Source organism: Lacrimispora algidixylanolytica, assembly GCF_003609635.1.
GTDB classification, from domain to species: domain Bacteria; phylum Bacillota; class Clostridia; order Lachnospirales; family Lachnospiraceae; genus Lacrimispora; species Lacrimispora algidixylanolytica.
On the sequence record NZ_MCIA01000003.1, the window covers coordinates 43716 to 66696 of the forward strand.

A 22981-nucleotide genomic window follows, 5' to 3' on the forward strand; every position below is an offset into this window, starting at 1 on the left:
ATTATGAATTTACAATTTAAGCCGCTTCAGGCAGAGGACATGCAAAAGATTGCTCCGTTCTATGCTTTACGGCCCAATAAAACATGTGACAGTGTCTATTTGGATAGTTTTATCTGGAGAGATTATTATCAGGTAAAGTATACTGTCATTGATGAAAAAGCGGTTTTATTTTTAATGGAAAAGGGCGGAGAACCATTTACCGCAATGCCCATCTGCAGGGAAGAAGATCTTTCCTATTATTTTCAGCAATTAGTGGAATATTTTAATCAGGTGTTAAAAAAACCTCTCCAGATTTTCCTTGCGGATGAAGACGCAATTAATTATTTAGATCTGGATCCAGAAAAGTTTCTTATTAAAGAAGAGGAAGACTTAAAAGATTACCTTTATGATGCTCAAGCATTGAGAACTCTAGCAGGTAAGAAACTTCATAAGAAGAAAAATCATTTAAATAACTTTCTAAAAGAATATGAAGGCCGTCACGAATACAGGTCACTCATCTGTTCAGACCGGGAATCCGTTCTATCTTTCCTTGATGAGTGGTGGGAGAACAAGGTTGAAGCAGCAGAATTTGTTCGTCAGCTTGATTACGAGGTAATGGGTATTCATGATATTCTGAAAAATTGCTCCATGCTCAATGTAAGAATGGCTGGAGTTTTCATTGACGGAAGCTTAAAGGCATTTACCATCGGTACCTATAATCCTCTGGAAAAGATGGCTGTCATCCATATTGAAAAAGCAGACCCTGAAATTAAGGGACTTTATCAGTTTATCAACCAGCAGTTCTTACTTCACGGATTTACAGAGGAAGTAAATCTGGTCAATCGAGAAGACGATGTTGGTATGGAGGGCTTACGCCGGGCTAAGATGTCTTATTATCCTATGGGATTTGCAAGGAAATTCGGCGTACTTCAGAAAGGTTTTTCGCAATGATACGGTATTTAAAGCAGGAAGAAAAAGTGGAAAGCAGAAAGCTTTGGGAAAAAGTTTTTTCTGAGGATTCGGAAAGCTTTGTTCATTACTACTATTCGGATCGAGTGTTTAAGAATAAGGTATTGGCCGCTTATAAGGATGAGAATATGGCTGCTATGCTTCATCGCAATCCTTATGAGGTCGTGGTGAAGGACCATGTTTGGACCATCGATTACGTGGCTGGAGTGGCTACGGCTTCTGACTTTCGCCATCAGGGATATATGAGACGGCTTTTAGACCGGTGCTTTTTGGATATGTATGAGGAACGAATGCCTTTTTGCTTTTTGGTTCCAGTTGATCCTGCTATTTACCAACCCTTTGATTTCACCTATATTAGTGATCTCTCTACGAAGAAGCTGAATCAAGCAGGAAGAACCCACTTAAACCGCCGTGCTTTTCTGGAACGTTCTGATGAGTGCAAAGAAGTCTCTGATTTTGTAGAGCGACAGCTTGAAAAACAATATGAGGTCTATGCTCTTCGTAATGAAGAATACTACCGGGATCTGAGTAAAGAAGTCAGAAGCGACAGTGGAGATTTAATTCTTCTCACCACTAAGGATGAGAAGGAAACCTTGGCTGGCGTTTGGGCTTATTACGGAGAGACGGCAGGTGCTTTAAGAGAACTGATTTGTCTGCCGGAATACTTGAAGGAAAGCGGCCAAACAAAACCTTATGCCATGGGAAGAATCATTCATCTGGAACGATTTGCTTCTGTCATTGGCTTAAAGGAAGAAAGTCCGGTAAGTGAGATGGAGATGCTCCTTGAGATAAAGGACAAGTTCATCCCTCAAAATAACGGCTTGTTTCTATGGAAGCTTGACCGGAAGGGGTCTAGCATCTCTCCAGTAGAAGAAAGCGGGTTAACACCCCATATTTCTCTTACCATCAGCGAGATGACCTCTTGGCTGTTTGGATATAGCCTTCCATCTGTTTCTGCTGATGCAGAGGCCATGGTGGACCGCATTCGGCCATTAAAGGGTGTATTCTTTAATGAGGTAACTTAACATTGTTTGTCGGTTTTACAATCCGACTGGTATTTGCGGGCGGATTAATTATAATCCGCCCTGCATTTTTGTATGCGGATTTATTGATATAAGAAAGGGTTTTGTATGGAAGGGGTAAGTCAGTTAAAAGAATGGATGAAAGCCAGCAACAATATTGTGTTCTTTGGTGGGGCAGGCGTATCTACGGAAAGCGATATTCCTGATTTTAGAGGAGTGGATGGCCTTTATCAGGAACAGTATAAGTATCCTCCGGAAACCATAATCAGCCACAGCTTTTATCGGAAGAATCCAAAGGAGTTTTACCGGTTTTACTGTAATAAAATGATATTTCCCCAGGCAAAGCCCAATAAAGCCCACCATGCCTTAAAAAAGCTTGAAGATATGGGGAAATTAAAGGCTGTCATAACCCAGAACATCGATGGACTCCATCAGGCAGCAGGTAGTGTAGAGGTATTGGAACTTCATGGCTCTGTAAAAAGAAATTATTGTACCAAGTGTATGAAGTTTTATAACCTGAAAGAAATGCTTGCTTCCATGGACGAAAATGAGGTTCCCCGTTGTGACTGTAAAGGGCTAATTAAGCCTGATGTGGTTTTATATGAAGAGAGTCTAAATGAAAGCGTGATGAGCAAGGCAGTGTCCTACATCTCAAACGCAGACATGCTGATTATCGGAGGCACCTCCCTGACGGTTTATCCGGCAGCAGGACTAATTGATTATTACAGAGGGGATCGAATGGTCTTAATTAATAAGACAGTCACTCCCCTGGACGACAGGGCAGATCTTGTTATTAGCGGCAGTATTGGACAGGTGCTTCATGATTCGGTTTAAAGAAAATTCACTTGAAAAAGGAGAAAAACACTATGTATGAGGCGGCAAAAGAAAGATATGAAACCATGCATTACAAGCGTTGCGGGAAAAGCGGAATCATGCTTCCCAGGGTATCTCTGGGACTATGGCAGAACTTTGGTATGGAGAAGGCTCCCACGGTTCAGAGAGACATTTTATTAAGCGCATTTGATATGGGAATCACTCACTTTGATTTGGCAAATAACTACGGAGCTCCTTACTTTGGAAAAGCGGAAGAGACTTTTGGAGCTGTATTAAAAAGCGATCTTATAAGATACCGAGATGAACTGATCGTTTCTACCAAAGCAGGATTTGACATGTGGCCAGGACCTTATGGCAACTGGGGTTCTAGAAAGTATCTAATGGCAAGTCTTGACCAGAGCTTAAAGCGTATGGGACTTGATTATGTCGATATCTTCTATCATCACAGACCAGACCCTAATACACCTATAGAAGAGACCATGGGCGCTCTAGCTGACATCGTAAGACAGGGAAAGGCACTGTACGTAGGAATTTCCAATTACAGCAGTAAAGAAGCAAAGGAAGCCATTAAGGTATTAAAGGGAATGGGAATTTCCTGCCTCATCGCACAGCCTAGATATAACATGTTTGAGCGAGTAGCAGAAGAGGGTCTTTTTGACACATTGCTTGAGAGCGGAACTGGCTGTATCTGCTATAGTCCGTTAGCACAGGGTGCGCTTACGGATCGATATTTAAATGGCGTTCCAGAAGATTCCAGAGCGGCAAGAGCGGGAAGCACCATAGGTGGCCGCTACCTGACAGAGGAAAATTTATCTGTTGTAAGGCAGTTAAATGAAGTGGCAAAGAAAAGGGGCCAGAGTCTGGCTCAGATGGCACTTGCCTGGGTACTAAGAGAAGAAGCAGTTACCACTGTTTTAATTGGAGCCAGCAGCGTAGGACAGTTAAAAGACAATGTGGATTGTTTGAAAAATACAGATTTTTCTAAGGAAGAATTAAAGCTAATCGATAATATATTAAAATAATTAGATATAAGGGCGGCCCGGAAAGGACAGGCGGGTATTACTATGATTTATGAAATTGGAGATATTGTAAAGCTGAAAAAGCAGCATCCCTGTGGTAGTCAGGAATGGGAAATATTAAGAGTCGGAGCTGATTTTCGCTTGAAATGTATGGGCTGCGGACACATGATTATGGTACCAAGAAAGCTGGTGGAAAAAAATACCAGGGGCTTAAAGAGCAGTGATGGCAATCTAAAGCCATGAAATCGCGTAAATATACTGGAAAAGGCACCTAAAGTTGAGAAAAGGACTTGCTTTTGTTCAGCGTTTCCGGTATAATGTTAACTCGTGACACATATAATCCTTGCTCCTGAAACTGAAAGCAGGGGCCAGAGACCACAAGGAGGTAACAAGCATGAACAAATATGAGTTAGCCGTTGTTATTAGCGCAAAGCTCGAAGATGATGAGAGAACAGCAGCTCTTGAGCAGGTTACGGGTTATATTACTCGTTTCGGCGGAGCTGTAACTAACATCGATGAATGGGGTAAGAAGAGATTAGCTTACGAAATTCAGAAGATGAAAGAGGGTTTCTACTACTTCATCAAATTTGATGGCGATTCCACAACACCAAACGAATTAGAAGCACACATTCGTATTATGGAACCGGTTATCAGATACTTATGCGTTAGACAAGAGGCATAATAGATAAAGAAAGTGTGATCGTATGAACAAAGTAATCCTTATGGGTAGATTAACCCGTGATCCAGAAGTAAGATATTCCCAAGGTGAGCGTTCTATGGCCATCGCAAGGTACAGCCTTGCTGTTGACCGCAGAGGCCGCAGAAATCAGGATGGCAATGAACAGACCGCAGATTTCATCAACTGTGTCGCATTTGACAAGGCTGGTGAGTTTGCAGAGAAGTATTTCCGTCAGGGTATGAGAGTATTGGTTTCCGGTAGGATCCAGACTGGAAATTATACGAATAAAGATGGCATTAAAGTATATACAACAGATATCGTTGTAGAAGATCAGGAATTCGCAGACAGCAAAGGCGGAGCTTCCGGAGATGGCGGTTTTCAGCCAACCTCCAGACCAACTCCTTCCAGTGCAATCGGTGACGGATTCATGAACATTCCGGATGGAGTCGAAGACGAAGGACTTCCATTCAACTAAACCTGATAGGAGGTAGTACCAATGGCATATAATAGAAATGATAAAGCTGATGGCGCTAAGTTCAAAAGAGGCGGCATGCGTAGAAGAAAGAAAGTCTGCGTATTCTGTGGCGAAAAGAACGGCGTTATCGATTTTAAAGACGCAAATAAATTAAAAAGATATGTATCTGAGAGAGGAAAAATCCTTCCTAGACGTATCACAGGCAACTGTGCGAAACATCAGAGAGCACTTACTGTTGCTATCAAAAGAGCTAGACATATCGCTCTTATGCCTTACACTATGGACTAATCCTTATTTTATAAGGGTTTGTTAGTGGTAATGGGTTGAAAATTAATATAAGCGGGATGATTTTTTCGGACGAGGAATTGGACGGGAAGAGAGTTTCGTAATATGGAAGACTTCACATGTGAGTGTGGGGTCTTTTTTTAATGGGATTAAGTAGACTGGGGGGAGGGATTTTAGGAAGGAATGTTTTGAAAATAGGATGGTTAAATATGGAAAATAAAATTAATATGGTATATAATTAGTTATTGATAGAGTATTGGTTGTTTTTCTGGCTTATAGCAATAATGGGAAATTGAAAGATGTTTTGAAAATCATAAATAAAACTTAAAGTTACGAAAGAAAAAATCATTAGTTAAACCATGGAGTGTAAATATGAGTCTTTTGATATTACAGGATTTAGTCAGTATATAAGTGGTTATAAGATGGCTGGTGATATTATGTTTGATAAATTTGTTGGGATTGAAAAAATGTAGAATTGAAGTACTGGATTTGCTAATCTATCCGCTTTGTCTTAGTTATCGACAGATTATTGAACTATATATAAAAATCTTTTATATTGAAGTATGTAACGAAGAATATTTACATTATAGGAGGTATGATTTTTGATTAATATTTCTTTAATGCAATATGATGATATTCCCAGAGCAATCAATCTTTGGAAAACTCAATTTAAATATTATTGTCATTTTAGTGCATTTCCTAATTTTATAGATGGAGGTCAGACGTTAATTGAGTCATACATAAAAGAACAAATAAATAAAAATAATGCAATAGTAGCAAAAATAGATAATAATGTTGTTGGTTTTATGGCGTGGATGTACTTTGAATTCCATAATGAGAAAACAGCATTTTTGCCCATTGTTGGTCATGCGGCATCAGTAAGAGATAAGTGGGAGATATATCAGGAAATGTATGATTATGCTTCTAATAGATGGGTGTTCGATAATAGATTTAATCACTTGTGGATGACATATTTTGATGATGATACTCTTAAGAATAACTTATATGATTTAGGTTTTGGCTCATATGTCATAGATGCCTGTCAGTCAACCAGTGAGATTAGATCTTACATAAAATCCGAGTATAAGATTACTTATGCCAACAAAAATGATGTAGATGCATTATATGAATTTGCAAAAACGATAAACGAATATTATGCTAACTCCCCAATATTTTTGGTAAGAAAGGAACATACAAAAGACGAACTTATTGATTTGATTTGTAAAGATCATGTTTTAATTGCATGGGATAATGGAAATATTATTGGTGTAATGAGTTTTACTATAAACCAAGGCTTTCACATTGAGCATTTAACAACGCGTGATAGCGCATATATAAAATCTATAGGAGCATATATAAACCCAGAATACAGAAGGAAGGGAATCGGTAATTGTTTATTGGAAAAAGTTTTTATTTTATGCAGGGAGCAAGGGAAGCCATTTATTCATGTAAGCTTTGAGACTTCTAATTCTAACGCATTACGGTTCTGGCCGAAAAATTTTAAACCAATAATACGCTCTGTAAGAAGGACAATAAATAAGGATGCCAATAAATAATGGGTATAAGATAGGTAGGAAAATCCGTTTCTTACGAGGACAATCATGGTAAAGGTTATGCATACAGTGAATAGATATATACGTCCAGATATGGAGTAAAAGTAACTAGAATCAGAAATAATAATGAATTGGAAAATATGTTGTAGATAAAAATCCTGGTTATATAGGGATTCTGGACTTCTCATTATATTTATTAGAAAGACAGATGCTGACAAATAACTATAACTAAACAATCGCTGGGGATATTCTTATAACAATATATAATTTTAAACTAATAGATTGTCCTTTTAGTACAGGGAGTAAATTATGGTGGAGGTAAAAAGAGCACTATTAAAATATGCAGAGGCAATAACAGAAATAAAGATAAAGGCTTTTAATGAAGAAATAAATACATACTTGGGTAGAAATGGAGGGCCCCCTGGGTATGATAAAGTAGAATCTGAGAAGGATATTATAACTAATTTTATAGCATACAAAATCGTTTTAGATAATAACATTATTGGTGGATTATTCTTGATCCCGATAGAAGGTAACAAAATGAGATTTGAGGATTTTGTAATTAATCCAGTATATCAAAATAATGGGTACGGATATAAAGTAATGCAGTTAGTTGAGATGATGCACCCAGACATTAAGGAGTGGCAATTATCAACACCAGTATTTAGTGTAGGAAATCAACATTTATACACTAAGTTCGGCTATAAAGAAATTTCAAGAAATGATGATGAGATAGAATATGTCAAACTAACGTAAAGTTGAATTTGTTCCTCGTCTTCTATAACAGATGGCTTTTCATTATATTCACAAGGGAATAGTTAGGTTAAAGAATAGAAATTATATACATGGGGTTACAAGTAGCATTAACTTGAGAGGTGTTAGTTTGAATGATTTATATAAAATGATTAAACCATACTTAAATCAAACTATATTATCTAAATATAAGTTTGGTTATGCAGGGGAGGTTTATATTGAGTCAGATAAGTTTGAAGAAGAGTACAGCCGATATCTTCTAATATTAGAGAAATATTTTAGTCTAAAGAAACCGTTTTACTGTAACAGAAACGGTTCCTATTATTCAACTGATTTAGTTGTTACAACAGACTTGGTAAAAAGTATAGCCTTAGACGCACCGATCATATTAAATTTGGAATTATCGTTTGATAATAAAAGATATATTATGTTTTCACTCACGGAATATATGTTGTCATGTATAGCAAAATTAGTTGGTATCATATTCTCTTATACTTCTTTGGATATTAATTATTATAAAGCACTTAAAGAATACCTAATAGATTTAACTGACCATATTACTCGAATTATTTTTAATGAAGAATTAGTTCAATTTCCACCGCTACCTTTAGGCTTAATTGACAGGATAATATTGGATATGAAAAAACTTAATATTACCCATGTTCGTGAATATTCAGAAATGGACAATATCCTTATTATGTTTATTTCTTATTTTGCAATGTGTGATTATATTGGAGAACACGATATTATCGTTTCACCTTTACAAGGGGCTGCACTAATACCACCATTTTTCATTTCTATGCAAAAATATACCACTGACAGGAGTTGCCGTTCCGGTTTGGCAGGGTATGAATATGTTAGGTTTTCAAAGTATGATAAAGATTATTATTGTGAATTATCCTTGCTTGACCAGGTACATTTATTAAGTACTCAATACCCAGAGTGTACAAATATTATATTGATAGATGATAATACAGGAACTGCAACTACGATTAAATCTGTTAAACAAGAATTGTTAAAGTATTTTAAAAACATCTCGACTTGTGCATTAGAGTATTATTGGGAAGGTAAAATTTTCAAATCTGATTACCCGGCGTTTCAACTAAATGAAATAGATTTAATAACGCCACTTTGCTACAGATACTTTAGAATACTTGAGGAACATTTAGAATTCCTAAAGAATGAAACAGATATCAACTTTCGGTATGATTTGGTCAAGTTTAGTAAAATAGAAATGATTTACGATAAAATTGACTATTGTTCTTATATAAATAGCAATTGTACAGAAACTTCAACAAAAACGAGAATTTTAAATATTTATGAGAGAATTATGGAGATAATAAAAATCATCTCATAATTATTTATTATTGAATTAAGCAAAGAGAGTCAAATTCCAATTTTGTAGAGTGTTAAACTTCCCATTATATTTATAATGTATCAGTGTAGAGCTAAAAGTTAAAGGCTAGATTATTTATAAACTAATTATTTATATTGTTCTAGGTGCAGTATGAAAGTTATTTTTATTAGGCATGGTGAACCTAATTATACTCCATGTGACGAAAGAGGATTTATAGGACATGGAAGAGCTTTAGCTCCATTATCTGAACTAGGAATAGTGCAGGCTGAGAAGGTTGCATTAAATAGTATTTTAAGCAAAAGTGAAATAATTGTTTCATCACCATATCCTCGCGCCCTGCAAACGGCAGCCATTATATCACGTGAAACAGGAATCAAATTGAATGTTGAAATGGATTTGCGTGAATGGGAACCAGATAAGACCTTTCAATTTAAATCTTCTGAGGAAGCTGATACTTTATATCAGGATTTCTGTAATTGCAAAGGGATTTATCCCAAGGACGAAAAAAGAAATTGGGAAGAAATTGATGAAATAATTGATCGTATTAATCCCGTGATTCACTTTTACTATAAAGAGAGGTATGAAAAAATAATTGTAGTTGCTCATGGAGGAATAATAAGAAGATTTACAGGGGAAGCCAAAGTACAATATTGTACACCATATAGCATTAACTATTGTGGTAGCTTTGAATGCTTTAAATGGATTGACTAATCACTCCAAATGAGCAAACTGTATAATTAATGTATCATTCCATTATATTTATAAATCAGTCATTATTAAGAAAATAAGAAACACATATTATCTATATTTTGTGGCGGAGGTGTAATTATGAAGATAACATTATTAGATGTTATTTCCGAAGAGGTTATTAAACTCTTTTCCGAGCAAGATGACTATATGATGGACTTTCTCGGTGCTGATGGAGTTTACTATACCCGTTATAGCAAAAATGAAAAAATAAAAAGAGTTTGGTTAGCCTACTTTGGAGAATTGCCAATAGGCTGTGTCGCTTATCGCAAGAAATCTTCAGATGTCGGTGAAGTTAAACGTATGTTTATAAAACAAGAATATCGTGGACGCGGAATATCTAAATTAATGCTCAACATGGTTGAGCAATATGCAAAACAGTGTGGTGATCATAAGCTACATTTAAGCACGCGCATTACACTTGAACCAGCTATTACGTTGTACCGACATTCTGGTTTTTTTGAAACATTTCGCGATGGTCTTTATGTAGAAATGGAAAAGAAACTGTGATTACAACTTCCACAAATGACCAAACGGAGAAGTTAAAAATAGTGGTAACTATGAAGTTATAATATAAATTATTAATATCAGGGGGTATTAGTCTTATGGATGAAGAATTGAAAATCAAAATGTACTCATTTACGGTGGATTGCAAAGAGCCAAATCATCTGGCAAACTTTTATGCGGCGTTGCTCAAGTGGGAAACCATGCCTCTCGGCGAGGAATTTGCATGTGCATACCCTCCGGGATCGAATCAGGGATCATATCCTTGTGTATTGTTTCAGCAAAATCCTGAGTATAAACCACCTGTATGGCCGGGAGAGCCTGGAGTTCAGCAGCAAATGGCACATTTAGACTTTGCTGTTAATGACTTAGAAAAAGCCGTTCAACATGCGATCCAATGTGGAGCAACCGTTGCAGATGATCAATTTTCTGAAGATTGGAGAGTTATGCTTGACCCAGCAGGACATCCTTTTTGCCTATGTCAAATGAAATCTGTTATGGAAAGTCCCCATTTTGGCCTGTTATAGAAAAACACATAAGGTAAAATATTTGATTCATAAGGAGTTATGAAATGAAAATGATACAGCAATTATGTTTTTCTGGTGAGACAGAGGAAGCATTGAAAGAATACAAGCGAGCTTTTGGCTGCACGGTAAGGAGTTTATTATATTATTCTGATGCTGTGAAACATGGTTGGGAACAACCAGATGCGGCTAAGGAATCAATGGTTTACCATTCCGAGATTATGTTTGGTGACCAAGAGGTAAGAATGAATGATTTGTCCGATGAAGAAAATGTGAAACTCACGAAAAAGGTGACTCATATTATTGGGTTTGATTCAGAAGAAGAGGTTGAAAAGGCCTTCTCCGTACTTAGCGACGGAGGAGAAGTGATAAGGCCACTGGAAAGACCGCCTTACATGGTAATTATCGGTACTGTAAAGGATCGTTTCAGAGTTCAATGGGAGTTGATGTGTGACTTTTAACATGACTTATATTAAAAACCGTTATTATATAGACATAGTAAAATATAAGTTGTTTCTATTTGGGGAGGTAGTAAATGGCGATTGAGATACGCAAGCTGATGCCAGAACATGCAGATGATTACGTTCATTTTTTCGATGTAACACCGCACGATGATAATGTAGATGAAAATAAATGTTATTGTGTGTGTTGGTGTAATGATGATTATAAGAACAAAGATCTTTCCACAGCAGAGAAAAGAAGAGAGTGCGCCTTTGAATATGTGAAAGGCAATAACGTTCAAGGTTATCTTGCCTATAGGGACGATGTGGTGGTTGGTTGGTGTAACGCCAATACGAAGGCAGATTGCTTGAAATGCGCTAGTTGGCAAAGGTTTATGGATTATGTGCCACTAGAGGAACCAGGGACAGACATAAAGGTGAAATCAATATTTTGCTTCATGATTGCGCCGGAGATGAAAAGACAGGGCATTGCCACACAATTCTTGGAGCGAGTGTGTAAAGATGCCGCGGAAGATGGATTTGACTTTGTAGAGGCATACCCGTACAAAGAATCAAGTTATCAATCTTCAGATTTTGGAGGCCATTTTGAATTGTATAATAAAATGGGGTTTTATGTTTTAAAAGAGACACAGCAAGGACTTGTCATGAGGAAACAGTTAAGGTAGTTCCACTCTAAATATGTAACTTGAGAAGCAAATATGGTTTTCTGATATATTTAGAATAACTATTTTAAAGACATTGAGAAATACAATTAATAGAAATAAGAACAGGAGTATTTATAATGAGCCATATATATTTATTGCCAGTAACGTTTAATTCAGGTAAGTCAGAGCGTATCATATACCCTGTACTTTTAAAAGATGAGAACGAATTAATTTTAATTGATTGTGGCTATCCAGATTCCATGCCAAAGCTAGAAAATGCAATGCAAAAATATGGCTTATCCTTAAGTCAATTAACCAAAATCATTATTACGCACCATGACCATGATCATATGGGGGCGTTACGAGAAATAACTCAGGAATATCCCCAAATTGAAGTTTTGTGTTCTAAAGAGCAAGCTCCTTATATTACAGGAAAGAGCAAGTCCCTACGTTTACAGCAGGCCGAAGATATCCAGAATACGTTACCAGAAGATAAAAAGGAATACGGGATACAGTTTCAAAAAGTCATAGCCTCTGTCAAAAAGGTGGACGAGGTTTCGATAATAGACAGTGGAGAGATTCTTCCTTACTGCGGTGGTATTGAGGTAGTTGACACGAAAGGCCATATGCCAGGACATATCTCCTTATATGTTAAAAAGGAGAAAACACTGATTTCTGGAGATGCACTTGTTAATGAAGGTGGAAAACTGCGCATGGCGGTGCCAGAGTATGCATTGAATATGGAAGAGGCAAAAGACTCCATTCGAAATCTGGAAAATTATGATATAGAAAAAATCATTTGCTACCACGGTGGGGTTTGTGACACTGATGTGAAAAGAAGTTTGAAAAAAATTATTGCAAGTTTTACATAACGGAATAATTAAAAACTATTTCAGTATCTAATTATTTGTGAAGCTGCTATTATTTAAACAGTGTGCAATGTATATCAATTACATACTTCTACAAAAATACAGACAAGGTGTTAACAAATGAAAAGTCTTAATGAATCTCTTGAAAAGTTATTCAATACAAGTCCTGATAATATAATTTTAAGTCGTTGTAAAAATGGGGATGTTAATTCGTCCTATATAGCAAGCTATGGTGATAATAAATATTTTATTAAAATCCAAGATAAGGATCATCTTCCGGACTTGTATGAAAACCAAATAGAACGAGAAGTCATAAGCACAGATTTGTGTACAAGTCAGAGCATCCCTTGTCCACAAATTCTAGATTATGATTTGGATGCAAAATTTATTATAACAGAATATATGGACTATGAAGTATTGGGGAATTTATGGGGACTGCTTGATCTTAAGAAGCAAAAACAGATAAAAGACCAAGCGCTGTGTATTCTTGAAAAGATGAATAACATTCAGTCTGAGTATTTTGGAGGACTATATAAAGGCGGTAATTTAGAGCAATTTAATAAGTGGACAGATTCATACAAAAACATTGTAAAGATAGCATTAAATGACTGCTTACGTTATGGAAGCCTAACTGAAGATGAATGTAAGATTATAACAGATAAAGTTAATGAAAATTGTAAACAACTAGATCAGGAAAAGCAGCCTATTGCAGTGTTTTCGCACCTGGATTTACATTGGAATAATATTTTTATGGATAAAGACGCCCAACAGATAAAAGGAGTTTTTGACTTTGGTAGTGCGTTATATACACCAAGCTATATGAGTTATTTCCGTTTGAATGGTGGGTTTCTCTATGGTACAGATTCATTTTATACAAATGATACGATTTGTCCTATGGAATTAAAAAGGTGTGAATACGAATGTGCTAAGATACTAAACACGCTTGACTATTTTACTTTCCTTTCTTATAAGAATATGAATTATGAAATGGAAAAACACCTTTTGCTAGACTAGGAATCTCGTATTGTTAGATTGCGAAATCAGCATGTGATTTATAATTTTATTGGTTTATCTACATACGGAGGAATTGAAATGCAATGTTTCATTCATAGTCAAGAGTATGACTACGTTATTAACGCATTAAATAATGATGTCACCAGAATGAGTTATTTTCAACTTGCAAAGAAGATCTATAAATTGAAATTTGACCAGTGGTATCAATCTGGTTATTGGGATGATCGTTTTATCCCCTATACCATAATGCATGATGATATCACTGTTTCAAGTGTGGCGGTTTGTATTAATGATATATACTGGCAGGGGCAACAAAAGCGCTATGTACAAATCAGTACCGTTATGACCTTGCCTGAATATAGAAACAAAGGACTTAATCGTTACTTAATGGAAACCGTTGTAAGTGAATGGAGGGATAAATGCGATGCGATTTATTTATTGTCAAATGATTCTGTCGTAGATTTTTATCCTAAGTTTGGTTTTGAGGAATTTAAGGAGTTTCAATATAGTAAATCTATATCCAAAGTAAATGGTGCTTATAGAAAGCTTGATATAGAGGTTCCTCGGGATTGGGATTTAATTATGAGAAAATATAAGCTAGGAAATCCATTCTCCGAACTTAAAGTAGATAATTTATGCCAGTTCGTATTTCATAGCATACAATTTGTTACGCAGGATATTTACTACGTGGAACAGTATGATGCTGTTGTCGTGACTAAGTATGATAATAATCAGCTTATTTGTTATGATGTGTTTGCAGATGGTAAGATTCAAATGGATGATATACTAAGTATTATGGCATATGAGGATACCGATACTATCTGCCTTGGCTTCACACCAATATCAAAAGATGGATACATAATTGAGGAATCCAAAGAAGAAGATAATCACTTGTTTGTGCGAATTGGGAAGGAAAATATTTTCAGAGACAATAAGGTAATATTTCCTTTGTTGTCCCGCGCCTAACGTAAGAACATATATCAATGGAGGAACGTTATGAAAAAGGATTCTGGTCAGAGAGTTAATATTATAGGGGCTGGTGAAGTTGGTTTAGCCACATTGGTGGATTTGGATAAAAAAAATATTCATAACGTCAACAGCTCTTTTTGGGATACGAAAGGAAATGAGGTTATAGGAACAACGGCACTCCCTAAGTATGGTGCATTTATTACAGAGGAAAAGATCCGTCTTTTTGGTGATGTATCTGGGAAAAAGTTATTAGAGATAGGGTGCGGAACTGGAATTTCCCTAAAATATCATGGAGAGCGTGGGGCGTCTGAGCTGTGGGGACTGGATATCTCTGAAAAGCAGATAGAAAAAACGAAGGAGTGTTTATCCTCTTGCGGTTTTTCAGCAACATTAATCTGCTCACCTATGGAAGAAGAGTGCGGAATACCAAAAGATTATTTTGATTATGTTTATTCAATATATGGCGTGGGCTGGGCGACTGATCTTGATCGTACGTTTCATAAGATTGCTTCCTATGCAAAGAAAGATGGTGTTTTTATTTTCAGTTGGTCTCACCCAATGCATAAATGCGTTACAATTGAAAATGATTCTCTGATTATTAAAAAACCTTATTTTGATGAATCGTGGTATACCGTATCTCTTGGGGGAGGTGAAATCTCCTTATCGGATCGTAAGTTATCAACTTATATCAATGCATTATCAAAAGCAGGGTTTACCATTGAGGAGATGGTTGAGAAATCTGACGAGGAAATTCTTCAAGTATATGAAAATAATGATTTTTCTAAAAAAGCCCAAATGCTACCAGTCACATTTGTAATCAAAGCTAGGAAATTATAAGGATTGCTAGGAAATAAAAAGTCGTTAATATTTTAATTTCGTATTTTATATCTCAAGATATCAGCGTTATGGAAGTATTTAGAAGTTGATTATCAATAATAAACGTTAGAGAAGCTGGGGGATAAATATGGGGTGTCTAGTGTGTGAACGAATTGAAACGATAAAGAATGGAACCAATCCTTATTTCGTTATGGAACTAGAAACTGGTTATGTTGTCATGGGTGATCACCAACATTTTAAGGGCTATGCCTTATTCTTGTGTAAAGAACATGCCATAGAACTGCATCATTTACAGGAAGAGTACAAATTAAAATATTTAAAAGAGATGTCTATCGTGGCTGAGGCTGTTTATCATGTATTTAAACCTGAAAAATTAAATTACGAATTGTTAGGTAATGGGGATACCCATTTGCATTGGCATATCTTTCCAAGAGTTACGGGAGATACGCCAACAATAGGACCAGTGTGGCGGTTGCCTATGGAGGAAATGTATAGCGATTCCAATCGCCTTAGTGAAGATGAATTAATATGTATGAAAAGAGAGCTCAAGGAAGAAATTGAAAAGCTGATTCAGGCGCATTAACGTAGAGCGAGGCAATGCAACTCAAACAGGATTGCCTTAATCCCCATAATAAAGGGCTGAATACTCCTGTTAGGAGCTTCCAGCCCAATTATTATTATGTAAGATTTTCCTTTACGACAATGTCTTTAAACGAATTAAATAAGACCAGGCTCCATAAAATCCAGGGTAAGATCAGCGTCATCCTCATGGAGTTCTGTCTCTTCTTTTGTATCCCCATCTACATGGAAAATTTGATAGCCAGATCCAAGTTTTTTGATTCTATATTTAGATCCGTCATACATTTCAGAAGTCAGGCCGCCGGTTTTTACTTTTCCAGCTTCATCTACGATATATAAACCTGTATTGTTAGTTTTGACTAACTCGGGAATATAAATTAACTTATATTTTGTATCTTCATCTGCTGTTACTGCAAGTCCCTTATAATATAACTTTCCGTCATATACTCCAGTGACTCCCTGACCTTCGGAATAGCCCTTTTCTCTCTTTTTGGAGAAATAGTAATCGTATTCTGTCGCGTCATTTTCTAATTTTACTTTTCCTGTGGATCTTGAAGATTTGGAGCCGAAATAATAATAGCCTTCTTTTAATTGGAAGGAACCATCTTTATTATAGATGTAAAGCAAGCCATCAATAATTTCTCCCTTGGAGTTAAAAAGATAATAAATATTATTGATTTTTTCAAGGCGAGCGTGAATTAAATCATCGTCACCCCCAGCTAAATCATATTTGCCTTTAGTATCGACCCCTCTTACTTCTGTCATACGACTTGCATTCGATGGTGTAGCTTCAGAGGAGGTAGCCTTTGCTGCGGTCATTATCTTTCCCCTTTTATCAAAGTAATACCAGGAGGTGTCTTCATCAGGATCACCATTTAATCCAGGTGGTACGATGGATAGCCAGATCTCTTTTTGTAGGACTCCCAGATCTTCCTCGCCGCAATAGTAATACCTGCTTACGTCATTACTATAGGTATCTAAAAGCGCTTTATCGGTATTCTCATCAACCTTTATGTATGTATCATCCACTGTTTTATAAGCCCAACCGTCAATCATCCGGCCTTGTTCATCAAAGCAGAAATCATGATCTCCAATGGAGGTTTTTGTGTTTCTCCGAATCATTCCGCTACTTTTAAAATTATACCAGTACTCTTTTTCTGAACTGTCTTCACTGTCAGGAGATTCCAGCTTAAGCCAGCCGCTTGCTCTGCTTCCGTCCTCAAGGCAGTAATAGGTATCATCACTGCTGACCTCGTCTGTTAAATACTCGGCTTCATTATCTGAGTACGTAATCCAACCGGTCATCATCTCGCCGGTACTGGAGAAAAAGTATTTTTTATCCCCGATTTGCTGCTTTCCGGTCATCATTTCACCGTTTTGATCAAAATAATACCAATATTGATTTTTTTCCGTGGAATCATTCCAGGGCTTGTTATAAACCCATGAATTTTTAACTCGAAGTCCTTCGGAATTGACATAGTATGTTTTGTCTCCATCGGTAATCCAGGAGGCAGTCATTAACTTACCATTATCACCTAGGTAATAAAGACCGCTTTGTCCTTTTTTCCAAGCTGATGTTGTATACCTGCCATTCTCTTCGTAATGCCAGCCGTTTTCTGTCTCTGTCCAGCCATCTGCTTTTGATACCATAACAGTATTTATGGTTAGTGTAGCTGCTGTCATAATAATAAAAGTATTTTTAGTCCATTGCTTGTTCACAAGTATGTCTCCCTTATTGTAATGTATGTAATATTTTAATGATATGGCGAAGATTTACCTCATATCAATCACTGTCTTTTCATAGTGCTTCAAAGATAAACATATCACGCCTATATGGTATAGTACTTATCTAAATTTGTAAAGTATAATTTATACAATTTTAAGAAAAACAAGCCTTATTGATAGATTATTTTTAATAGTTAAAATTAAAAACACAATTTCATATAAAAATGAAATTGTTTATCAATAATAAAATACTTTAGCTAATGGGACAAAATGGAAAAAAAAGATAAGTGTAAAGCTTTTTTCTTATTCGTTTTGTACTTCGAAGGAAATGATTTTATTGATCAATATATTTCTTTGATTTCAATGATTTTAGAAAACGATACACCGTTTTCTTTGTAAGAGCATTTTCTCGGATTAGATTATTTTTTCTAGAAGGTTGATTATATATAGGAAAATGTTAAAATGGTAGTAAAAATAAAGCGCATGAGGTGAGGATATTATGAATGGATTTCTGTCTTTATTACCCCTTATACTTATAAGATTTGGAGTATTAAATATACTTAATAAGAATGCGTTAAAACGTGCGGCTTTTTTCACTCCAATGATTGGCAAGGAGAAGGTGGCACTTTGGTTTTACCAGGTATCAAATATTTTTATCTTTCTGTATCCCTTCTTTCTTAAAATTAAGACTGGATCATACTGGTTTTATGCAGGTTTGGCGATCTATGTATTGGGAATATTATTGTGTCTTGTCTCTGTATTAGATTTTGCAAAACCTGCGGAAAATGGTATTAATCTAAATGGGCTTTATCAGGTTTCCCGTAATCCTATGTATGTAGCATATTTTATCTATTTCTTAGGTTGTACGGTACTTACTCAGTCATGGATACTGTTTGCAATCCTAATCGTATTTCAGATATCCGCACATTGGATTATTCTTTCGGAAGAAAGATGGTGTAGGAAGGAATTTGGGCAAGAGTACATCAGTTATATGAATAAAGTAAGACGTTATATTTAAAATCGTTTGATAGACATCATTTCACAAATTAAGTGAATCGAATAGAAAAGAATGAGAGGAGTTTTAATATGGCATATTATGACGAGCAATTACAGCTTCTACAACAACAGATCGCCCAAAAAAGGCGTGAGGAGTCTAAGCTTAAAGAATTAAATAAACAGCGTGAGGTGTTAAGCGCCCGAGTATCTGAGTTTCAAAAAAATAAGCTCGATCAACAGGCAGATGTTGATCAATTAGAGGGCCATAGCCTGGCGGCATTCTTTTATGCCGTGATTGGTAAGAAGGAAGAACGTTTGGATAAGGAGCGAGAGGAAGCATATGCCGCTAAGGTAAAGTATGACGTTTCGGCTCGTGAGCTTTCTTCCGTTGAGGAAGATATTTTGCGAAGTGAGGCAGAATTGAATCGACGAAAGGGCTCTGAACAACAATATGAGAGAATGTTAAGGGATAAGGTAGAAGAGATCAAATTTAGGGGATCTGATGAAGCAGAAGAGATATTTCAAGCAGAGGAACGTATTGCATATATTGAAAATCAACTAAAAGAGATAAATGAGGCTCTTGCGGCTGGAGAGAAAGCACTTAGTATTATTGATCATGTTCTTTCTAATCTTGATAGTGCAGAGGGTTGGGGAACTTGGGATCTAATGGGCGGAGGGCTGATATCTGGAATGGCAAAACATAGCCATCTTGATGAAGCTCAGAAGCTGGTTGAAGATCTGCAGGTGCAACTGCGCCGTTTTAAGACGGAGTTGACTGATGTGACGATTGATGCCGATATACAGGTTAGTATCGATGGATTTTTATATTTCGCAGACTACTTTTTTGATGGATTATTTGCAGATTGGGCTGTGTTAGATAAAATCAATCAATCTCAGGCTAAGGTGAAAGATACCAAAGATCAGATGATAAGTGTTTTGTATCATTTGAAAACCATATCTAGTACTAGTAAGGCGGAAATGGAATCAGAAAAAGTAAAACTGAATGATTTGGTTGTGAAGACTATAATTGATAAGTGAAGAAGGCGATATTACGCAACCAATTAATAAAAGCAAATACCAATAGGAGACGCCGTTATGAATAAAAATGAAGTACTTCTTCTTTTAACAGACCGCTGGTGCGATTGGGAGGCAAGTTATGCGGTTGCTGTTATTAACTCATTTTCAGATTATAGGGTAAAGACGATTGGAATCAACTCCACTAATTTGGTATCTATGGGTGGTATAAAAGCCGCAGTGGATTATAGCATTAACAGCTATGACCATTACGACCAAGTTGCAATGCTTATTATTCCCGGGGGGCTATCTTGGGAAGAAAATGACTATGATGAAATAGCGCAGTTTGTTAGGAAAGCCAGGAACTATAATATTCCGGTTGCAGCTATATGTGGAGCAACGTATTTTCTGTGTAAGCAAGGATTTTTAAACAATATAAAACATACCGGCGATTCTTTGAAACTGTTTCAAGGCGTAAAAGGGTATAGAGGTGAAGAATTTTACATACCAGCTCAAGTCGTTTCTGATGGTGGTTTTATCACGGCTAATGAAACGGCTGCCGTTGAATTTGCCTATGAAATCTTTAAGATTTTAAAGGTCGATACAGAGGAAGAGATGGAGACGTGGTTTGATAATTTCCAAAATGGTGCTGTTCGATAGATGAGTATGTAAAAATCGCCTATGTAATAACGTATCAACCATTAAAGATAGGCTCGCCACCGAAACGCAGGCTATTACTTTATGAATGTTATGTTTTCCTTGTTAAAGAGTGGTGGGAAAATGATTTGTAGTGATTTTCACCCATTCACAAAGATATCAGATACACTAAATCTGGAACAACCGGTTATGAATTATTTTTCTGAGGATGTGTTTGAAGGCGAGATGGCTCATGCAAGATTTTATGATGAGGAAATAAGGAAGCAGATGCCAAGGTGTCTTTGTAGAAGGTACACCATAGGAGAATTCACATTAGTTGCTATTAAGTAATGTTATTATAGATTTAGTAAAAAAGATTCTTTGACCTCTATCGTGAGATTTATCAAAGCAATTGTAAATACCGTTTTACTACATAGGATAGGAGTTTCTAAATGACAATAGGTGTGATACAGGCTAGTTCCCAAAGTGACAAAAATAAGATATTAGAAAAGAGTGTCAAGGTGGCAGTAGCCAATCAAGATCACGAGGTGATCAACTTTGGTGTATTTGGCAATGAAAAAATGAATTATTCTTACGTTCAAGTTGCATTATGTATCAGTATGCTCATAGAGAGTAAAGCAGTCGATTTTGTGGTAACTGGCTGTTCTTCTGGACAAGGTATGATGCTTGCCTGTAACAGTCTGCCGGGAATTCTATGTGGCTATATTGAAAATCCAACGGATGCGTATTTATTTGGAAGAATTAATCATGGAAATGTTGCTTCTTACCCTTTGGGGCTGAACTTTGGGTGGGCAGGAGAGATTAATTTGCAAAATACTATGAAGGCCTTGTTTGAAGAGCCACTTGGAATTGGTTATCCGGTTGAAGATGCACAGCGGAAAATGGAAGATACATTGTTGCTAAAAAAAATCAACGCCTTAAGTAAGAAAAGCCTGATTGAAATCATACCGGAATTGGATCAGACTTTTGTCAAAACCGCTTTAACCTATGATCCTGTATATAATTATATCATGCAGAATGGAAAAGACGAAAAACGAAAGCAGTTCCTCAGAACTATGTAAAAGGTACCACTAAAAGCACTACCAAAAGAAAGGGCGTAAATATAATGTTAGAAGCAATTAAAAACAGACGCAGCATACGGAAATTTAAACCGGATGAAGTGTCAAAACACATGATAGAAGAAATACTGCAATCAGGAATTCTTGCGCCGTCATCAAAAAACGGTCAGCCCTGGAAATTTGTAGTAGTTACAGGAGATGCAAAGAAAGACATGTTGGCAGCCATGGAAAGTGGATTGGAACGGGAGAAGGTGCAGCCTCTCTTACCAAGTGTGACTCATTATATTACTGGGGCAGTAAATACCTTTCATATCATGGAACAGGCACCAGTGACCATTTTTGTAATCAATCCAGTGGGGATTGACGTCCATGCCTCATTGACAAAGGAAGAGCATATCAGTGAAATCTGTAATGCTCAGTCGGTTGGTGCAGCAATTGAAAATATGATACTTACAGCCACCGAACTTGGCTTGGGTAGCTTGTGGATTTGCGATACTTATTTTGCCTACGATGAACTGCAGAATTATTTAAATACAGAAGGTGAACTTTTTGCTGCCATTTCATTTGGGTATGCAGACCAGGCGCCTGATGCAAGGCCTAGAAAAGGGATGGAGCAGGTTGTGGAGTGGCGTGATTGATGTTCAGTGTTGACCATTGATGGGTTAAATAGAGTTACAATCCTGATGCTACATAAGATAATCGATTAATGACATAAAGATACACCTTCACCGGATTCCGGCCTTACTTTCTGACATTTGAAGAAGGACCCAGATTGGAGCTTATGAATAAGCCTGTCATGGAGGATGAGCCTAAGACTCTGACCAGGACTGGATTGATTCATATTGCATTAAGTGGAGGAAGCAAAGAAGGGGTAGATGCGCTGACGACTCGTCTAAAGGAAGATGGCTATCCGGTAATTAGCGGACCAAGAACCACAGGAGATGGATATTATGAAAGCTGTATCATTGGGCTGGAAAACAATCAGATAGAGATTACGGTTTGATACCTTGAAAGGCAATTCTTAGAGATGAGGTGTAATATGAAATTGGGGGCTACGCTATATATTAAGAATACAGTTGAAGCAGTGGGATTTTATCAGGAGGCATTTGGTCTTACCTTGGGATATCATGAAGTGTATCCAGATGGAACTTTTATGCACGCGGAACTGCATAAAGACGGGAAAGAAGTATTTGCTGTCAGTGAATCCAGGAATGATACTTTGGTAAATTTCATGCTGGCCTCAGACTTAAAAGATGCCCGCCCTACCATGTGTTTTGGGATAAGCTTTGAAAGCGACGAGGAAGTAAAAAAAGCCTTTGATAAGTTGAGTAAGAATGGAACCATACTCTTGTCCCTGGGATCTCTTTCGTGGAGCCCCTGCTGTGCAGAGGTAGTGGATCAGTACGGAGTATACTGGTACTTATGTGTATAGTGAAGCATAATAATCTTTATATAATG

At 36.7% G+C, this 22981-nt stretch carries 29 protein-coding genes and 1 pseudogene; 29 read left to right on the top strand and 1 reads right to left on the bottom strand.

Going from position 1 to position 22981, the window contains the following annotated elements; all coding sequences use genetic code 11:
• Nucleotides 1-3 precede the first annotated feature (3 nt).
• The 21 genes from BET01_RS03600 (at nt 4) to BET01_RS03700 (ending at nt 16077) form a co-directional block, all read left to right on the top strand.
• Nucleotides 4-930, top strand: coding sequence for a DUF2156 domain-containing protein (locus tag BET01_RS03600; protein ID WP_120195405.1), 927 nt, complete (start codon nt 4-6; stop codon nt 928-930).
• Complete coding sequence (locus BET01_RS03605) at nt 927-1973, top strand: GNAT family N-acetyltransferase (RefSeq protein ID WP_120195406.1); 1047 nt, start codon at nt 927-929, stop codon at nt 1971-1973. Before BET01_RS03600 ends, BET01_RS03605 begins: the two co-directional genes overlap by 4 nt.
• 105 nt (nt 1974-2078) lie before the next feature.
• Nucleotides 2079-2804: an NAD-dependent protein deacylase gene (locus tag BET01_RS03610; RefSeq protein ID WP_120195407.1), complete on the top strand. Its 726-nt coding sequence runs from the start codon at nt 2079-2081 to the stop codon at nt 2802-2804.
• 32 nt (nt 2805-2836) lie between these two features.
• A complete protein-coding gene (locus BET01_RS03615) occupies nt 2837-3826 on the top strand; it encodes an aldo/keto reductase (RefSeq protein WP_120195408.1) in 990 nt (329 codons plus the stop codon).
• Between the two features lie 42 nt (nt 3827-3868).
• Entirely contained in the window at nt 3869-4066 is a 198-nt protein-coding gene (locus BET01_RS03620; RefSeq protein ID WP_120195409.1) for a DUF951 domain-containing protein, read from the top strand.
• A 151-nt stretch (nt 4067-4217) separates the two neighbouring features.
• Nucleotides 4218-4505, top strand: coding sequence for a 30S ribosomal protein S6 (gene rpsF, locus BET01_RS03625; RefSeq protein ID WP_120195410.1), 288 nt, complete (start codon nt 4218-4220; stop codon nt 4503-4505).
• Nucleotides 4506-4527: 22 nt separating this feature from the next.
• The gene (locus tag BET01_RS03630) at nt 4528-4977 is read left to right on the top strand and encodes a single-stranded DNA-binding protein (RefSeq protein WP_120195411.1); all 450 of its coding nucleotides are present in this window, start codon (nt 4528-4530) and stop codon (nt 4975-4977) included.
• Between the two features lie 21 nt (nt 4978-4998).
• Nucleotides 4999-5265 (top strand): 30S ribosomal protein S18, encoded by a 267-nt coding sequence (rpsR, locus tag BET01_RS03635; protein ID WP_120195412.1) that lies wholly within the window; start codon nt 4999-5001, stop codon nt 5263-5265.
• Nucleotides 5266-5864: 599 nt separating this feature from the next.
• Entirely contained in the window at nt 5865-6818 is a 954-nt protein-coding gene (locus BET01_RS03640) for a GNAT family N-acetyltransferase (protein WP_120195413.1), read from the top strand.
• A 306-nt stretch (nt 6819-7124) separates the two neighbouring features.
• Entirely contained in the window at nt 7125-7571 is a 447-nt protein-coding gene (locus tag BET01_RS03645; protein ID WP_120195414.1) for a GNAT family N-acetyltransferase, read from the top strand.
• 127 nt (nt 7572-7698) lie between these two features.
• Nucleotides 7699-8925, top strand: coding sequence for a hypothetical protein (locus BET01_RS03650; RefSeq protein WP_120195415.1), 1227 nt, complete (start codon nt 7699-7701; stop codon nt 8923-8925).
• 150 nt (nt 8926-9075) lie between these two features.
• Nucleotides 9076-9636, top strand: coding sequence for a histidine phosphatase family protein (locus tag BET01_RS03655; RefSeq protein WP_120195416.1), 561 nt, complete (start codon nt 9076-9078; stop codon nt 9634-9636).
• Between the two features lie 117 nt (nt 9637-9753).
• A complete protein-coding gene (locus BET01_RS03660; RefSeq protein ID WP_120195417.1) occupies nt 9754-10182 on the top strand; it encodes a GNAT family N-acetyltransferase in 429 nt (142 codons plus the stop codon).
• A gap of 95 nt (nt 10183-10277) precedes the next feature.
• A complete protein-coding gene (locus BET01_RS03665) occupies nt 10278-10703 on the top strand; it encodes a VOC family protein (protein ID WP_120195418.1) in 426 nt (141 codons plus the stop codon).
• 44 nt (nt 10704-10747) lie between these two features.
• Nucleotides 10748-11161, top strand: a complete 414-nt coding sequence (locus tag BET01_RS03670; protein WP_120195419.1) for a VOC family protein — start codon at nt 10748-10750, stop codon at nt 11159-11161.
• 74 nt (nt 11162-11235) lie between these two features.
• Nucleotides 11236-11826, top strand: coding sequence for a GNAT family N-acetyltransferase (locus BET01_RS03675; RefSeq protein WP_120195420.1), 591 nt, complete (start codon nt 11236-11238; stop codon nt 11824-11826).
• A 116-nt stretch (nt 11827-11942) separates the two neighbouring features.
• Nucleotides 11943-12677, top strand: coding sequence for an MBL fold metallo-hydrolase (locus tag BET01_RS03680; protein ID WP_120195421.1), 735 nt, complete (start codon nt 11943-11945; stop codon nt 12675-12677).
• Between the two features lie 117 nt (nt 12678-12794).
• On the top strand, nt 12795-13688 hold the full coding sequence (locus BET01_RS03685; protein ID WP_120195422.1) for a phosphotransferase: 894 nt from the start codon (nt 12795-12797) through the stop codon (nt 13686-13688).
• A gap of 78 nt (nt 13689-13766) precedes the next feature.
• Nucleotides 13767-14654, top strand: coding sequence for a GNAT family N-acetyltransferase (locus BET01_RS03690; protein WP_120195423.1), 888 nt, complete (start codon nt 13767-13769; stop codon nt 14652-14654).
• Between the two features lie 30 nt (nt 14655-14684).
• Complete coding sequence (locus BET01_RS03695; RefSeq protein WP_120195424.1) at nt 14685-15494, top strand: class I SAM-dependent methyltransferase; 810 nt, start codon at nt 14685-14687, stop codon at nt 15492-15494.
• Between the two features lie 127 nt (nt 15495-15621).
• Nucleotides 15622-16077: an HIT family protein gene (locus tag BET01_RS03700; RefSeq protein WP_120195425.1), complete on the top strand. Its 456-nt coding sequence runs from the start codon at nt 15622-15624 to the stop codon at nt 16075-16077.
• A 134-nt stretch (nt 16078-16211) separates the two neighbouring features.
• On the opposite strand, the gene BET01_RS03705 is transcribed toward BET01_RS03700, so the two are convergent.
• Nucleotides 16212-17792, bottom strand: coding sequence for an N-acetylmuramoyl-L-alanine amidase family protein (locus BET01_RS03705; protein ID WP_120195426.1), 1581 nt, complete (start codon nt 17790-17792; stop codon nt 16212-16214).
• A gap of 505 nt (nt 17793-18297) precedes the next feature.
• Here BET01_RS03705 and BET01_RS03710 point away from each other — a divergent pair.
• The 8 genes and pseudogenes from BET01_RS03710 (at nt 18298) to BET01_RS03745 (ending at nt 22955) form a co-directional block, all read left to right on the top strand.
• Entirely contained in the window at nt 18298-18816 is a 519-nt protein-coding gene (locus BET01_RS03710) for a methyltransferase family protein (protein ID WP_120195427.1), read from the top strand.
• Between the two features lie 68 nt (nt 18817-18884).
• Complete coding sequence (locus tag BET01_RS03715) at nt 18885-19832, top strand: hypothetical protein (RefSeq protein WP_120195428.1); 948 nt, start codon at nt 18885-18887, stop codon at nt 19830-19832.
• A 57-nt stretch (nt 19833-19889) separates the two neighbouring features.
• A complete protein-coding gene (locus BET01_RS03720; RefSeq protein WP_120195429.1) occupies nt 19890-20468 on the top strand; it encodes a type 1 glutamine amidotransferase family protein in 579 nt (192 codons plus the stop codon).
• A gap of 81 nt (nt 20469-20549) precedes the next feature.
• Nucleotides 20550-20795: a hypothetical protein gene (locus BET01_RS03725; protein WP_243117113.1), complete on the top strand. Its 246-nt coding sequence runs from the start codon at nt 20550-20552 to the stop codon at nt 20793-20795.
• A gap of 101 nt (nt 20796-20896) precedes the next feature.
• On the top strand, nt 20897-21526 hold the full coding sequence (locus tag BET01_RS03730; RefSeq protein WP_120195430.1) for an RpiB/LacA/LacB family sugar-phosphate isomerase: 630 nt from the start codon (nt 20897-20899) through the stop codon (nt 21524-21526).
• 44 nt (nt 21527-21570) lie between these two features.
• Entirely contained in the window at nt 21571-22161 is a 591-nt protein-coding gene (locus BET01_RS03735) for a nitroreductase family protein (protein WP_120195431.1), read from the top strand.
• A gap of 89 nt (nt 22162-22250) precedes the next feature.
• Nucleotides 22251-22526, top strand: a pseudogene (locus BET01_RS03740) (VOC family protein); the annotation flags it as partial.
• Between the two features lie 36 nt (nt 22527-22562).
• Nucleotides 22563-22955: a VOC family protein gene (locus tag BET01_RS03745; RefSeq protein WP_120195432.1), complete on the top strand. Its 393-nt coding sequence runs from the start codon at nt 22563-22565 to the stop codon at nt 22953-22955.
• Nucleotides 22956-22981: the final 26 nt, after the last annotated feature.

Coding starts and splice junctions, on each gene's coding strand:
- rpsF (WP_120195410.1), top strand. CDS start 4,218: ATGAACAAATATGAGTTAGCCGTTGTTATTAGCGCAAAGCTCGAAGAT.
- BET01_RS03655 (WP_120195416.1), top strand. CDS start 9,076: ATGAAAGTTATTTTTATTAGGCATGGTGAACCTAATTATACTCCATGT.
- BET01_RS03670 (WP_120195419.1), top strand. CDS start 10,748: ATGAAAATGATACAGCAATTATGTTTTTCTGGTGAGACAGAGGAAGCA.
- rpsR (WP_120195412.1), top strand. CDS start 4,999: ATGGCATATAATAGAAATGATAAAGCTGATGGCGCTAAGTTCAAAAGA.
- BET01_RS03615 (WP_120195408.1), top strand. CDS start 2,837: ATGTATGAGGCGGCAAAAGAAAGATATGAAACCATGCATTACAAGCGT.
- BET01_RS03610 (WP_120195407.1), top strand. CDS start 2,079: ATGGAAGGGGTAAGTCAGTTAAAAGAATGGATGAAAGCCAGCAACAAT.
- BET01_RS03665 (WP_120195418.1), top strand. CDS start 10,278: ATGGATGAAGAATTGAAAATCAAAATGTACTCATTTACGGTGGATTGC.
- BET01_RS03720 (WP_120195429.1), top strand. CDS start 19,890: ATGAATAAAAATGAAGTACTTCTTCTTTTAACAGACCGCTGGTGCGAT.
- BET01_RS03630 (WP_120195411.1), top strand. CDS start 4,528: ATGAACAAAGTAATCCTTATGGGTAGATTAACCCGTGATCCAGAAGTA.
- BET01_RS03620 (WP_120195409.1), top strand. CDS start 3,869: ATGATTTATGAAATTGGAGATATTGTAAAGCTGAAAAAGCAGCATCCC.
- BET01_RS03745 (WP_120195432.1), top strand. CDS start 22,563: ATGAAATTGGGGGCTACGCTATATATTAAGAATACAGTTGAAGCAGTG.
- BET01_RS03700 (WP_120195425.1), top strand. CDS start 15,622: ATGGGGTGTCTAGTGTGTGAACGAATTGAAACGATAAAGAATGGAACC.
- BET01_RS03645 (WP_120195414.1), top strand. CDS start 7,125: ATGGTGGAGGTAAAAAGAGCACTATTAAAATATGCAGAGGCAATAACA.
- BET01_RS03685 (WP_120195422.1), top strand. CDS start 12,795: ATGAAAAGTCTTAATGAATCTCTTGAAAAGTTATTCAATACAAGTCCT.
- BET01_RS03600 (WP_120195405.1), top strand. CDS start 4: ATGAATTTACAATTTAAGCCGCTTCAGGCAGAGGACATGCAAAAGATT.
- BET01_RS03695 (WP_120195424.1), top strand. CDS start 14,685: ATGAAAAAGGATTCTGGTCAGAGAGTTAATATTATAGGGGCTGGTGAA.
- BET01_RS03680 (WP_120195421.1), top strand. CDS start 11,943: ATGAGCCATATATATTTATTGCCAGTAACGTTTAATTCAGGTAAGTCA.
- BET01_RS03735 (WP_120195431.1), top strand. CDS start 21,571: ATGTTAGAAGCAATTAAAAACAGACGCAGCATACGGAAATTTAAACCG.
- BET01_RS03715 (WP_120195428.1), top strand. CDS start 18,885: ATGGCATATTATGACGAGCAATTACAGCTTCTACAACAACAGATCGCC.
- BET01_RS03730 (WP_120195430.1), top strand. CDS start 20,897: ATGACAATAGGTGTGATACAGGCTAGTTCCCAAAGTGACAAAAATAAG.
- BET01_RS03690 (WP_120195423.1), top strand. CDS start 13,767: ATGCAATGTTTCATTCATAGTCAAGAGTATGACTACGTTATTAACGCA.
- BET01_RS03660 (WP_120195417.1), top strand. CDS start 9,754: ATGAAGATAACATTATTAGATGTTATTTCCGAAGAGGTTATTAAACTC.
- BET01_RS03605 (WP_120195406.1), top strand. CDS start 927: ATGATACGGTATTTAAAGCAGGAAGAAAAAGTGGAAAGCAGAAAGCTT.
- BET01_RS03675 (WP_120195420.1), top strand. CDS start 11,236: ATGGCGATTGAGATACGCAAGCTGATGCCAGAACATGCAGATGATTAC.
- BET01_RS03725 (WP_243117113.1), top strand. CDS start 20,550: ATGAATGTTATGTTTTCCTTGTTAAAGAGTGGTGGGAAAATGATTTGT.
- BET01_RS03710 (WP_120195427.1), top strand. CDS start 18,298: ATGAATGGATTTCTGTCTTTATTACCCCTTATACTTATAAGATTTGGA.